Annotated in this window: 13 protein-coding genes; 4 read left to right on the top strand and 9 right to left on the bottom strand. The window is 39.3% G+C overall.

The features are described from left to right. Positions 1 to 230 precede the first annotated feature (230 nt). Together V7L31_RS05125 and hemE are read right to left on the bottom strand one after the other, a co-directional pair. Positions 231 to 1181, bottom strand: coding sequence for an NAD-dependent epimerase/dehydratase family protein (locus V7L31_RS05125; RefSeq protein ID WP_334695234.1), 951 nt, complete (start codon positions 1179 to 1181; stop codon positions 231 to 233). Between the two features lie 162 nt (positions 1182 to 1343). Beyond that, on the bottom strand, positions 1344 to 2405 hold the full coding sequence (gene hemE / locus V7L31_RS05120; RefSeq protein WP_334695233.1) for a uroporphyrinogen decarboxylase: 1062 nt from the start codon (positions 2403 to 2405) through the stop codon (positions 1344 to 1346). 287 nt (positions 2406 to 2692) lie between these two features. Between hemE and V7L31_RS05115 the strand changes: the two genes are divergently transcribed. Beyond that, positions 2693 to 3430: a hypothetical protein gene (locus V7L31_RS05115; protein ID WP_334695232.1), complete on the top strand. Its 738-nt coding sequence runs from the start codon at positions 2693 to 2695 to the stop codon at positions 3428 to 3430. Between the two features lie 33 nt (positions 3431 to 3463). On the opposite strand, the gene V7L31_RS05110 is transcribed toward V7L31_RS05115, so the two are convergent. The 3 genes from V7L31_RS05110 to V7L31_RS05100 all read right to left on the bottom strand — a co-directional run bounded on the left by V7L31_RS05110 (position 3464) and on the right by V7L31_RS05100 (position 6838). Next, positions 3464 to 4783 (bottom strand): ABC transporter substrate-binding protein, encoded by a 1320-nt coding sequence (locus tag V7L31_RS05110; RefSeq protein WP_334695231.1) that lies wholly within the window; start codon positions 4781 to 4783, stop codon positions 3464 to 3466. Positions 4784 to 4837: 54 nt separating this feature from the next. Further along, positions 4838 to 6004 (bottom strand): glycosyltransferase, encoded by a 1167-nt coding sequence (locus V7L31_RS05105; RefSeq protein WP_334695271.1) that lies wholly within the window; start codon positions 6002 to 6004, stop codon positions 4838 to 4840. A 174-nt stretch (positions 6005 to 6178) separates the two neighbouring features. Beyond that, on the bottom strand, positions 6179 to 6838 hold the full coding sequence (locus tag V7L31_RS05100; protein WP_334695230.1) for a glycosyltransferase family 2 protein: 660 nt from the start codon (positions 6836 to 6838) through the stop codon (positions 6179 to 6181). 826 nt (positions 6839 to 7664) lie between these two features. Here V7L31_RS05100 and V7L31_RS05095 point away from each other — a divergent pair. The 3 genes from V7L31_RS05095 (at position 7665) to V7L31_RS05085 (ending at position 9483) form a co-directional block, all read left to right on the top strand. Further along, positions 7665 to 7988: a hypothetical protein gene (locus V7L31_RS05095; RefSeq protein WP_334695229.1), complete on the top strand. Its 324-nt coding sequence runs from the start codon at positions 7665 to 7667 to the stop codon at positions 7986 to 7988. Between the two features lie 36 nt (positions 7989 to 8024). Beyond that, entirely contained in the window at positions 8025 to 8375 is a 351-nt protein-coding gene (locus V7L31_RS05090) for a class I SAM-dependent methyltransferase (RefSeq protein ID WP_334695228.1), read from the top strand. A 364-nt stretch (positions 8376 to 8739) separates the two neighbouring features. After that, complete coding sequence (locus V7L31_RS05085; protein ID WP_334695227.1) at positions 8740 to 9483, top strand: class I SAM-dependent methyltransferase; 744 nt, start codon at positions 8740 to 8742, stop codon at positions 9481 to 9483. 536 nt (positions 9484 to 10019) lie between these two features. On the opposite strand, the gene V7L31_RS05080 is transcribed toward V7L31_RS05085, so the two are convergent. From V7L31_RS05080 to V7L31_RS05065, 4 genes are all read right to left on the bottom strand, one after another. Next, positions 10020 to 10661, bottom strand: coding sequence for an FkbM family methyltransferase (locus tag V7L31_RS05080; RefSeq protein ID WP_334695226.1), 642 nt, complete (start codon positions 10659 to 10661; stop codon positions 10020 to 10022). Positions 10662 to 10799: 138 nt separating this feature from the next. Continuing rightward, positions 10800 to 11702 (bottom strand): S66 peptidase family protein, encoded by a 903-nt coding sequence (locus V7L31_RS05075; RefSeq protein WP_334695225.1) that lies wholly within the window; start codon positions 11700 to 11702, stop codon positions 10800 to 10802. Positions 11703 to 11731: 29 nt separating this feature from the next. Continuing rightward, entirely contained in the window at positions 11732 to 13195 is a 1464-nt protein-coding gene (gene dacB, locus V7L31_RS05070; protein ID WP_334695224.1) for a D-alanyl-D-alanine carboxypeptidase/D-alanyl-D-alanine endopeptidase, read from the bottom strand. A gap of 62 nt (positions 13196 to 13257) precedes the next feature. Further along, complete coding sequence (locus tag V7L31_RS05065; RefSeq protein WP_334695223.1) at positions 13258 to 13728, bottom strand: tellurite resistance TerB family protein; 471 nt, start codon at positions 13726 to 13728, stop codon at positions 13258 to 13260. Positions 13729 to 13826: the final 98 nt, after the last annotated feature.

Below are 13826 nucleotides of genomic sequence, written 5' to 3'. Positions count from 1 at the left end.
TCCTCACACTTTGATTGTTATCCCACTCTAACGAAAATAAAGAGTTATTGACTTTTTATTAAAGTTGTTTTATTTTACCACTGATATTTTTACCTAAAATGGGGTAACTATAGCAGTTCTGGTTTGGATACAAGAGACGTTAGGCGCACAGCAATATAAATTACTAGTAAGTTAATGCTCATTATTGTTTTTGGCTTATCATACCAAGAAGGCATAAACTCCCTTACTGGCTAAGGTTTAACGCCACTAATATTTAAAACATCATTCATGGTTGCACAGTAATTTGGCAAGCCGAAACTATCGGGATTGATAAATTTTTCATAAGTAAAATGCCGATAGTTCATGCAAAACCGATCCCAAGCGGCCATCTGAATGCGGAACAGAACAATAATCAAATTAGCCAACGCCAAAGATATGGGAATACCAAAGTAAATCTTTTTGCCCAAATAAGCGCAAAGTTCTTCTATTGCTTGATTAGCAGTTAACGGTGCTTGACCTAAAACAAGCTGACGTGGTTGATCGTTTTCGGGAGGATGATCGATTAAATATCGTACAACAGTGGCAATATCTCGTGCATGGATAAAGTGAAAACTGCCATCTGCTTGCAAAAAGCGAATCAAATTAATATATTTCGTCACTTCTGGAATGCCAGATGTGACAGCAGAATAGGGTTTATTGGCATCACCACCCAATACTAAAGTGGGAAATACTGTGGTAATTTTGGGTGCGATCGCTAATTTTTCTTTTTTCTCTAAGCACTCATATTTAGAACGGATATAATCTGTCCCAATTTCGCCGGCTTCTTTTAATGGTTGATTGTACCGATCCAAAACGCTGGCTGTCGAAAAATAAATTACCTGTTGGCAACGTTCTGGATCTAGTAGTTCTAGCAACTCTATAGTCTTGACGACATTAATATCAAATGTCTCATCACCGCCCCAAGCTGTGGCTGTGAGTACCGCCGTATCAATTGTGGATAGCAAATCAGCAAACTGGCGAATATTCTGCATATCACCTTGTAAAACGTTGATACCTGAACGTGCGTTGGTATCAATTTGCAGTTTGCTTGGGTTCCTAACTAGTAGATACAGTTCGCAATCTGTTTCCTTAATTAAGGCTTCTGTTAAATAATGACCTACACAACCACTTGCACCAGTTACTAAAATCCGTTTCTGGCTCATAGAGAATTTTTCAAAATTTAGGAGTTAAAACTAAAGAGTAAAGAATAAAGTTAAAAGTTCCAAATCAGGATCTACTCTGAAAATTTTAGATTTTGAATTTTGGATTTTGGATTGAAGTAAAAATCTAAAATCTAAAATCTAAAATCTAAAATTGGATGACTCCTAACCCTTAACTCCTGCAAGATTCAATTCCTTTGCGGTTTCAAAGAAGAAAGCGACATTTTCTTCGGGAGTTTCTGGGAGGACACCGTGACCGAGATTGAGAATATGACCCCAATTGCCAGCTTTGCGAACGGTATCAAGGATGCGATCGCGGATAAACTGTTTAGAGCCGAATAACACGCCTGGGTCAAGATTTCCTTGAACTTTGACTTGCTTACCCAATCTGGCTCGTGCATCTGCCATATCTACAGCCCAGTCTACACTGACAATATCAGCGCCAGATTGTGCCATTCTTTCCAACACACCCGCACTACCGCTAACTAGCAAAATCAAAGGTGTTTCGGGATGGGTTTGCTTGACTTGCTGGAAAACTCTCTGCTGATAGGGGAGAGCAAAGGTATCATAATCTTGAGGGCTTAATTGACCTGCCCAAGAATCGAACATTTGGATAACTTGAGCGCCAGAGTCAATTTGGTAGCGGGCATAAATGGCGATCGCATCTGCTAATTTAGCTAACAGTTGATGCAATATCGTCGGATCTGAGAATGCCAGATTTTTGATGATGGAATAGGTTTTAGAACCTTTTCCTTCTACTGCATAAGCTGCTAACGTCCACGGCGCACCCACAAAGCCCAACACCGTTGACTTATCGCCTACTTCCGAACGCAGCGCTTGCAAAATCGTTTTGATGAATGGTAGCGCTGCTTCTGGTTCTAAGGGATGCAAATTATCAATTTGTTCTTGAGTGCGGAGGGGTGAATGAATGATTGGCCCTTTACCTTCCGCGATGTCCATGTCAATACCCAAACCAGGTAATGGGGTGACAATATCAGAAAATAAAATTACTCCATCTGGTTGGAAAGCTTTCCACGGTTGCAAGGAAACTTCAATTGCTACATCTGGAATTTCCGAGCGATCGCGAAACGAAGGATACTTATCTCTTAAGTCTCGATATGCTTTCATATATCGTCCAGCTTGTCGCATCATCCATACAGGGGGACGATCTACTACTTCACCACGAGCAGCCCGTAAGAGATGAGGAGTTGTTGAATAAACACTCATTTATCACTTCATCCTAAGTCACAACTTTTATGCCACTGTTTAGCTTATCATTCCGGGATTACGCTTTTTCAGCAGGTTTGGAGATTAGAGATTGGGGATTGGGGACTGGGGACTAGGGATTGGGGACTAGGAATTAATTGGGGACTGAGGAGTAAAAAATAGGATAAAACAAGAATCAATATTGGACTGAGGATTGGGAATTGGGAATTAGGTATGGTTATTATCCTTATCCCCTAGTCCCAGTCCCCAATCCCCCAGTCCCCAATCCCCAGTCCCCCTAACTCCCTATGCAAACTGACTCTAACAGTCCCGACCATCTTGCATCTGCTAGTAACGAGCCTAATCCAGGAAAGTATTTGATTCCGCGATCGCAGCGACAGAGGTTCTTTATTCAGTTTACCTTAATGACTCTCATTGGATGGGTTGTGGGTGGCGTTGCCAGTATTGCTTTAGAGAAAATTATTCTCCACAACCTCTCATCTAATATTGTCACCCAAGCACAAACATGGAGCATTTTGGTCAGAAGTCTCAGTAATGTTGTATTTGCCGTAATTTTCGCTGCTGACCAGAGCCTTGTTCTTTACAGATATTTACCGGGTTGGCAGTGGCTATTTGCTACTAGCATCGGCTGGCTGATTGCCAATGGCGTTTCTACAGCCTGGATTAAGTATATTTCAACCATTGTCTCATCATCTCCTGAAGAAACTTTTATTTTGGGATTTCTATTTGCGATCGCTTATATTATTTCTGGTATTTGGCTAGGAATTTGCCAATGGCTGGTATTGAGGCGATACACAGCAGACATTTGGTGGTGGAATTTTTTACCCTCAATCTCTTTCTTCTTGATTACTATTTTGGTTTGGTTGCTTTTTATTGTGCAAAATTTGATTCCAGAAACCTACCGTACTCCCATACTATATTGGAGTGGACAAGGACTGACAGCAGCGATTCTCGGAGCCATACCAGCAATTGGTTTGTGTACATTGAAAAGAAATTTACATCCCAAAACTAGAGTTTCTTCATGACTTTTATCGATAGTACCCAATACCCAGTCCCATTTATTTGTCATCCCAAATCAGTTCTAAACGCTCTTGTGCTATCTTGAGAGCTTTTTCAGCAGACTCTCCTAGCAATGTCGCTTCTATCGCTCGACCAAGACTGTCAGAAATACGGCTATATCCAGCAATAATCGGTTGAGAACGTGCTACAGGTAGTTGGTCAAAAAACACTTTTAACATTGGTTTTTCGGTGATAAATTGCTGATAAGCTTTGCTTTGAGCTGATGTGAGAGTAACTGGCAAAAAACCCGTCCCTATACACCATTCGGTTTGGAATTCCTCGCTCAAAACATACTCTAAAAATTTGAGTGCTGCTTGCTCTCTTGCTGGTGTGGTCTTCATCACAAATAAATTTCCGGTACCTGTGACTGTCGCAGGTCTGACACTTGCTGGTATGGGTAATACTTGATGATCGACCTCAGACTTCATAATTAAAGTCCAAGGGCCTGTTATTTGCATCGCTACACGACCTGCAATAAAAGCGTCTTCTTCATAACCTCGTTCTGGGGCAGAAAGCAATACTGAACCATCTTTCATGAGGTCTTGCCAAAATTTTAAGGCCGCGATCGCACCCGCATTCATTAAATTGGGGCGATTATTAATCACAATTTCTCCCTCAGCACCAAGTAAAAATGGGAACCAACTAAATACAGTCCATCCTCCTTTTCCTAAAGGCAGTAACATGCCATACTGTTCAGGGCGGCGATCGCCATTGCGGTCTATAGTTAATTTTTTGGCAACTTGTCTCAATTCATCCCAAGTCTTGGGTAATTCTGTAATTCCCGCAGCTTCAAAAAGTTTAGGACGATAAAAAATCCCAATATTACTGGTGTGCATTGGTACTGACCAAATGTGACCATCTAACTGCATTTCTTCCAGTAGATTAGGTCTAATGTCTGACTTGAGAGCCGATTTGTCTAACCAATCTTCTAAAGATCGAATTGCCCCTAATTCCACAAATTGACCTGTATATTCAGGATGGAATGCCAGCATATCTGGTGGCACATTGGCAACTACTGAGGTCAATATTTTTGGTAATTGAGGTTCACTCTCAAATATAGATTGCACCTGAATATTAGGATGAGTATGATTAAAGTTATCTACTAATTTTTGAAAGATATCTCGATTTGCTGGGGGATTAATAGCGTGCCATAGTGTTAGATGAATTACCCCATCTTCCTTTTGCCTTATACCCTGACAACTAGATAAAAATATCAGACACAAACTTACAATGATTCCTAAAATAAAAAACTGCCGAGCCGAATTTCTCAATAAACACCAAAAATCTCTAATTTTAGGAGCTAAAAAATTATTATTCATACAAAGTCTTTAGAAATAAATATTAGGTAAGATAGCATATTATTCGATTTTTACTCATTCTGAAATAACTTGCTTTATCAAAACTTCTAATCTTTCAGCACAGCTAGCCACACTAAATAATTGTGCAATTTCCTCAGAGCGTTCAATCTTCTCCTGAGGAGTTTTTATATGGTCAATAATGGCTGCTGCTAATGCATGTACATTACTTGGTGGTATTATTGTCCCACATTTAAGTACTTCAGAAATCTCACGTGGGCCAACTGGGCAATCAGTAGCAATAAATGTTACCCCACTAGCTACAGCTTCTACAAGAACCAGTGGTAAGCCTTCAAAATGGGAAGCAAGTATAACTGCTCTAGACAGTGAGAAATAAGCTCTAGGATTGAGAACAGAACCCGCAAACAGCACAATTTCATCAATATCTAAAAACTTTGCTAGAGCTTGTATCTCTGTCTCTAAATCACCTTCCCCTAACAAAATTAGCCGAATATTTAAGTGATTTTCACTAACTTTAGCAAATGCTTTGAGTAAGGTTTTATGGTCTTTTTGATGGTGAAATCTAGAAGCACATACAAAGGTAATCAACTGCGAATTGTTCAACCAAGATTTGGCTGTAGGATGAAGAGGTTGGTTATTAATATCATCTATAGCTGGATTATACGATATTACAGTTCGATGATGCTTTAACCCAATATTTACTAATCTTTGATAGAGAGAATTGCAAACAAATATTAATCCACTAGCTTGCTGAAGCGCAAGCATATCAATTTTGTTAGTAAAACTGGTAAATAAGTTTTGAATCAAGGCGCTAATGGGATTTGTTTTACGTTCAACCTGTGATTCAGAAATATAATCGCTGTGAATATAGCTAATATAGGGAACAGAGAAACTGCCAGGAATGAATTTAGATAGATAAAAGAGTTTAGTAATAAATGCAGTATGACAAACAATAATATCCGGTTTTTGTTCAGCAATCACCCTGCTTAATTTTATTGCTACCCATATTTGGTGTATCATTCCCCCAATAATAAATAGAGTCCCTGCAACTTTCATCACAATCACAGTTTTGGCTGCTTTAAAAGATACTATCCATTGTGACTCTAGAACAGTAAGCACCACAGTAGAAACTTCGTAGCCAGCTTTGGACTGAGAAGAAATTAGCGAATCAGCAACTTTTGGCGCTCCACCAATGTTATTCAAAACTATATGACAAATATGCATAGTTGCAGGTAGCATTATACTGAGTGAATAGAGTCGAAGAAGAATTCAGTAGTCAGAATCAAGACGCGACTCGAAAATACTCGCTATCCGCTAATCTTACAGAATTCATTCTGTTCGCGGATAGCTAAGGTTTAGCCCATTCTGAATTCTGCACGATAAACCGAATTCAAGTTTTTAGGTTAATGAGCGCTGTTCCAAAACATCCTTGGTAATGCTCGTTTCTGCTCTTGTATAAACGTAGGTTTGTGGTTCTGTAACTTTTTGAGTTTTGAAAATTTTTTCTGCTCGTTTCCAAAAGTCTGTATCTTCTCCATAGGGAATATTATTAAATCCCTGCAATTCAAAAAATACTCGCCTCTTACCAAAAAATGTCGGGCCTAAAACACATTCGCGTAAGTTAATGATTTTACCTGGTTGAAAATAATCGGCGACAAAAATCTCTTCTTCAGAAAAAAATCCTCCTTCTATCAAGTCAATTTCTGGATTAGCCTGCATGTATCTAAGTCGCGACTCCAGATGATTGGTTTTATATGTATCATCGCTATCAATAAATGTGATGTATTTGCCAAAGGAAGCTTGAACTCCGGCGTTTTTAGAGTACCCTAATTTTTTATTTTGGTGTTTTAAATAACGTATATTATTAAATTTTTGCAAATATGGATTGACAATTTCAAAAGTATTATCTTGGCTACCATCATCAACTACCAACAGTTCCCAATCTTTAAAAGTTTGCTCAAGGACACTATTGATGCAAGTATTCAAATATTTTTCTCGGTTGTAGGTACAAAGTATAACTGAAGTTTCGGGACTGAAGTCAAAGACAATAGGACTCATAAGAGTTTAGATGTTCAATTTGTAACTAGTTGAAAATTGTTCACACTGACAGTTGAGCATCACAACCAAATAATGATGCTATTTGTGATTTATTCACTAAAGATAGCTACACGCACCATTCGCGGAGCGTCTCGTAGAGAAGGCATCGCACAATACTTGCTGTACAGTAAAGGTAAGTAGATTTTACCGTGATTTATACTTTACTGGTTGACTGCCTCAGGCAATTTTACAGACTTTATAAAACATTACTTAAACATTATTGTCCTAAAGATGGCATTTACCTTATTTTCCTTTCGGGACTATAGCCTAGATTAGTGGGCGTGTCTACACAATTACAAGTGCTTATATCGGTTCCCACTCAAGTGCGGTATAAAATTATATCGCAAGGTGTAAGGGCAATTCATGTAGACGCGAACGCGAGTGCGTCTCCAAGAGTTGCGGCTTCCCGCAGGGCACATTGGTGTCAACTTAAGCTGGAAATACCTTCCTTATCTGTCGGCTTCCATGCCCGCCCGGAAATAAATTTTCGGGCTAATAGCTTAAGTCTACTGAAGTAGACTAGGGATTTTTGGCGATATTTTAGTCATCTTTCAGATGACTTTAGCTATGAGATAGGGATTTACAATCCCTGGCGGACGTGCGGTTTCATGTTAAGTTGACACCAATGCACAGGGCATTGCCTCTATAGGCTTACCTTATGTGAACGAGAACCGCTACACCTGCTGATTAATCGCATTTGGCAACCTATAGCTAAGATTGAAATTTGCTCTGGCTCTCTCAACTGTGGTACTATTACTGCCTGTTATCCCTACTACAGTATTTATCAATGCAGCCGTCAAATTTGGAAATTAATAGAAACTTCTGGAACGAGTATGCTGAACAGTGGAGTAAATATAATTTTCAAATTCCTAACGATCAAATTTCACAGCCTGAAAAAGATTCTTCCATAAGTTATTTAGGTGATGAATGGGGGACAGCAGAAGATGTGGAAGAAATTATTAGTGAATATATTTTCCCATTTTTAACTAAAAATAGCACAGTCGCAGAGATAGGTGTTGGTGGTGCTAGAATCGCAGCCAAAGTAGTTGAAAATGTCGAAAAGCTATACTGTTTTGATGTAGCGCCAGCAATGCTAGATAAGGCAAAATAAAGGATTGGACACTATCCTCAGGTAGAGTTTCATTTAATGGAAAACTCTGAATTTGAAGCCGGGTTGGGTGAAAAATTTGATTTCATATATTCTTTCGATGTTTTTGTACATTTGGATTTACCAACAATTTGGAAATATTTAAACAGTATTTATAAAATACTCAACAAGGGTGGGAGAGCTTTTATTCATACCAGTAGTATAACCACACCAAATGGTTGGACAAGGTTTTGCAGCAAAGCAGATAGTGAACAATTGTATTATACAACTTCACCAGAGGCAATTAAGTGGCTTATAGAAAAGGCACAGATGACTGTGATTAAAGAGTCTATGCCAGATGGAAACAACTTTTATCTGGAACGTGATTATTTGGTGGTGATACAGAAATAGCTGAATTTTTGAGCGCAAATTGTAGGTTATGACTGAAATACAATTATAACCATGCGATCGCCTCTCTTTCTCTACCCTGTAAATACTTCTAATTTTCGCAAAGCCCACTAGTACCGCAAGGCGGGATTCAAAATTCAAAATAAATACACCGTAAGCTTTTCATTGATTGAGAATAGGTGGTTTATTTACGCCGTGTTGTACTAGGGGCAATTGCCTTTAATAAATCACCTAATTATATGTTTAATGGCATAATTATCGTTTCCAGATTGCATCAATCTTAGGTTCTTGAAAAAAAGTAAGTATAAAAGATTGATTCAGTTTAAGATATAAAATATTGAGTTAATGATAATAGTTAATTAAAATCATGGTTAAGCATCTCGCTCCAGCTTTCTTAAGCGATTATTGGCAAAATTCATTTAACTTAAAACAGCATCTACAGGATTTTTTGCATTTAGATTCAGAAACACTAGAAAAAAGGTTAGCAACGGGACAAGAAGAAATGGCCGAGTTAGGCCATAAAGATTTTGATTGGGAAAAAGCAACAGACTTTTATCGCGAACAAGTGGGAGAGGTTTATTTATTTGAGTTAGGAGCTTGGCATCTAGAACAAAGTCAAAATATTGAAAACACGTTACATTTGATTGTAGATCATGCTCAAGGTCGGGTGTTAGATTTTGGCGGCGGGATTGGCACTCATGCACTTAATGCTGCCCTTTGTCCACAGGTTGAGCAAGTGATATATTGCGATCTTAATCCTATTCATTATGATTTTGTGCGTTATCGAGCAGAACAGATGGGCTTGAGCCACAAAATGAGTTTTTACTTGGAAATGCCTGAAAAAGAGACTTTTGATACTATCATTTCTTTTGATGTTTTAGAACATTTGTCAGACCCCACTCAACAGTTACTAAAGTTTCATCAAGCGCTGACACCAAGTGGTAAAACAATCTTGAATTGGTATTTCTTTAAAGGCTTTAATCAAGATTATCCTTTTCACATTGATGATCCTCAAGTAGTAGAGACTTTCTACAGGACGATTCAGAGCAAATTCTTGGAAGTTTTTCACCCTTATTACTGTACAGCTCGTTGCTACCGGAAATGGGATTGAGTTTAAGAGGCGATTAGAAATCGCGGCTACACGAGACTTTACCCACCTCCGTGGGTTAATAAATTTAGGGGCTTGAAACCCTAATGGCAGGGGAAATGAGCGAATCTTTCTCCCCTGCCTCTTGGTCAATTCACGGTGGGTTTGACCCCTAACCCCTAAAATATTGGTTTGGCGTTGCTTTCCCGCCCTGAAATAAATTTGGGGCTAATAGCTAAAGTCCGTTGAAACGGACTGAAATTAGAGTAATGAGGAATGATGGGTTAGACCCCTTATTAATTTGCTAACAGTCTCATTCTATTCGCCTAATGCTTTTGAAACATCCTCTAACTCAAGCCCCACAGTAGTTTTTACGTGTCAGGATCAAATACTGTGTTTATAAACTAACATGAGTATCGTACCAAGGTTCCTGGATTTTAAGCTTGTCTAGGAAAATTTTACCTATGGGGAACCGGTAAATAATTCCATTCACTCCGATTATTTTATAAGTCCAAAAAATGCCTTTGTAGACTTTGATTACTTCACTTTCAGAAAGCCAATTAACCTGGGGTTTCTTCACCAAAAAGTCCGCTAGCGCCATATTCAAACTGATGTGGGATATATTGACCTTCTCGTGCTGGTGAAGGGCAGATTTGTTTAGGTACGTGCCCTTGACTGATGGCTTTGAATTTGTGATAACCCAGTTCTGTTAACAGCGCAAATTCTTCCAGCAGTTCTTTCCAAGAAGTCTTGGTTGATTCTATAGATAAGAACTGTGGTTTAGTATTAAACTGCCGTAATGCCTGTATACATAATAAATCAGCACCTTCAATATCTACTTTGAGATAGTAGGGAATGCCAAACTCCTCTAAAATTCTTTCAAATCTGCGCCCTTCTACAGTTATCTCAATAGAAGGTGCATCAAAAGAGCTTTTGTTCCGAATAGCCCAATCTGGTGAAGTTGTACCCCAAAAGCTTCTCTCCAAGTTGGCGTAAAACGTGACCAGATCATCTTTTGATGATATAGCAATATTTAAGAGGGTAAGTTGACCCTTTTCTATATATAAATTTAGTCGCTTTTTTGTAGCTTCGTAAAGCTTAGGATGAGCTTCAATACCAACAACCCGAAAGCCTTTTTTTAAGTAAAATTCTGTATCTTCACCTGTGTGAACGCCGACATCAATTATTAAGTTTTTATCCATCAATCACGTTTTCCTTGAATAATCATACAAGCGTTCAAACATGTAATACTTTACACTATCTATAGTTGTTATATAGAAATGCTACCAAAAGAAACTTTTGATACACTCATTTTTTTATTCAGCGGATCTGATTTTAACTTAATGTGGATGCGCGATCGCTAATATTCCCGCATCCCCATCTAAAGTTACCTCTACACCCACCGGTAAGGCTGCATTGGGACTATCATGGCCAAAAGGTAAATCGGAGACAACAGGAATCCCCAAATCACCTAAGCGATCGCGCAATACTTCTTCTACACTAAAACTAGATATAGTGGGTGGTGCTTCACAGCGAGTAAAACCACCCAAAGCAATACCGCAGACTTGAGACAAAGCCCCACTCAAGCGCCACTGTGTCAGCATCCTATCGATGCGATAAGGTGCTTCGGTAACATCTTCCAACGCCAAAATTACACCATCTAAATTTGGTAGAATTGGTGTACCCAAAAGGTGAGTAGCCACCGTGAGATTACCTGGTAACAAAGTGCCAGTAACTACGCCACCACCCCAACCGTAACCTTTGAGAGGAGTGAAAGAACTACTTTCTAACCAATCAAATAATCGCTCAATTGACCAATCGGACTCATCTACCAAAGTCGTCATTACCGGGCCATGAACGCCGGAAATACCTGCTGTATAAAGGCTCCATAATAAAGCGGTGATATCAGAAAAGCCGATGAGCCATTTGGGAAGCCCTGAGTTTGACCAATTCCAATTTTCTAAGATGCGAGTGCTACCAAAACCGCCTCTGGCACAAAGGATACCACGACAATCAGGATCTTGCCATGCTGCTGCTAGCTGGTGACGACGGGTTTCATCTGTCCCAGCTAGATAGCCCCATTTATCATCTATCTGAGGACTGATTTCTAATTGATAACCGCGCGATCGCCAAATTTCTAGACTCCGTTCAAATGCCTCAAATTCTCGCAAAGCACCACTAGGGGCAATTACTCGTAGTAAGTCTCCAGATTTCAAGGGCGGTGGTAAAATTTTGGCTGGCATGAAAAAATTTAAGAGTGAAAAGTATCATATTAACAGTGATGCAATTGCGTTAACAACACAACAACTTCATCAATTGCCTGGCGTACAACTGTTGCAGACTGATCCGACTGATTGACGATAATACTAAAAACCAGCGGCTCATACTTTGGTGCATTTATATATCCAGATAGAGAAACGACACCATTTAACGTACCTGTTTTTGCTTGCACAATTCCCTCAGCAGGTGTATCTTGAAAACGACCCTTGAGAGTTCCACTTTTACCCGCTAAGGGTAAAGATGCACGATAGATATATGCGGTTGGTGTTTTTGCGATCGCTCGCAAAATTTGTACGAAAGCTTCTGGTGTCACTAGATTGCGACGAGACAAACCCGAACCATCCACTAAAATATAATTTACTGGATCAACTCCCAATTTAGTTAAACTGGCTTTGACAACTTCCAAACCGACATCAGCACTAGTCTGATTTTTCACTCTAGTTTTTTTCACAGCTAACGCTCTCAGGAGTGCTTCAGCATAAAGATTATTACTATTCTGAAGAGTTTCCATTAATAATTCAGATAAAGGTGGCGATTCTACGAATGCTATTTCCTCTTGATGAACACCACCACTTACTACTAATGTTTGTCCCAAAGTAATTTTTTCTGTTGCCAAAGCACTACGGAAGCGTCGTAAGAAATAATAATTAGGATCAACTACAGGCAAATCTACTAAAGATGGTTCAGAATTCGTTGTCAGTTGTCCTTGAATTCGTAATGTTGTTCCTGATAATTCGCGGGTAACATTAACGTAGCTTGGTTGATTTTGGGCAGCGGTTACTGACTGATTAATTATCCGCCATTGTTTTGCCTCGCCAGGATCAATCCACACGACTTGCAAAGGTTTACCTACAGCCTGCGGTACAAGTTTTAAACTAAAAATATTTTGATTGAGAATAAAGCTGCTGACTGGTGTGCCATAGTCTGACTGCACATCTTCCCATTGCCAGGTGGGGTTAACAATATCCCCTTGAATATAACTATCATCAGCAATCAACCGCTGAATTTGGGTAATACCTTTCTGTTTTAGCTGCTGTGCTAATGCTTGTAGTTGAGTATCACTTAAGCTAGGATCTCCCCTTCCGACAACACTTAAAACACCATTACCATTCTGATAAATAGAGGTGCGAATCCGAAAATTAGCACCCAATGTTTGCAATGCTGCTGCTGTTGTCAGCAATTTGAGATTAGACGCGGGAGTAAAATACTTCTCGGCATCTCGACTATAAAGAATTTGTCCGGTTGACAGGGGTTGTACCAAGATTCCCCAACGCACCCGACTAAATAAGGGACGATTGATTACAGCATCTATGGCTGTTCCCAGTTGGGTAGAGCAAATTGATTTTGTGGTAGTTGCTGGTGCAACTGGGGTTTGTGCTTTAGCTGCTGGCAGGGTAACACCGATTTGAGTACCCAGAAACAGCAGCATCAAGCTAAGAGAAATTTTCCTAGTCATCAGATAGTTATTAAAACTACTTGATGATAATACCTTAGTTGGATGGGAGTAAATTAATACTCTTATTCATCTTCATCTTCGTCTTCGTCTTCGTCTTCCCCGAATACTCCGTCTATAAGTTCTTGTGCGCGTTCGTCTGAAATCTTTAAGGCTTCCTGAAGCTCAGAGATATAATCTTGTTCACTTTCGGGTACTTCTTCATCAATCCCTACTACTAAGATTGCTGTGATATATGCAGCTTCGCGATAATCTCTATTGGGTAAGGATTCGACGGATTGGGCAATTAAATCTTCTGGATCTTCTTCTTCAATCAAGCTGACGACTTTTTCGGTTAGTTCTTCAAAGTCATCGTCAGAATAATCTTCAAATAAGCCAACCCGACTGAGAAATTCACTTAAAGCATATTCTTCGGTTGAAGAAATACCTTCACCATCGGCAGCTGCGGAAAAAAGTCCAATAACTGCGATCGCAACTTCTGGTTCTAGAGCAACTGAACTAACACTACGGCCTTTGGGCAATTTGCGTTGAGACATAATTATCCTCTAAAAGTTACGTGATATTTCAGGAAGTCATAGTTTGTGGTTTTTATGCTTCCTCAAATTTAGGATTCCCAAAAAAATGCGGAAATATA

Origin of the sequence: Nostoc sp., assembly GCF_036916655.1 — a bacterium.
Classification (GTDB): Bacteria; Cyanobacteriota; Cyanobacteriia; order Cyanobacteriales; family Nostocaceae; genus Nostoc.
Note: the sequence above shows the minus strand (reverse complement) of the source record. Positions and strands in the feature narration are given on the sequence as shown.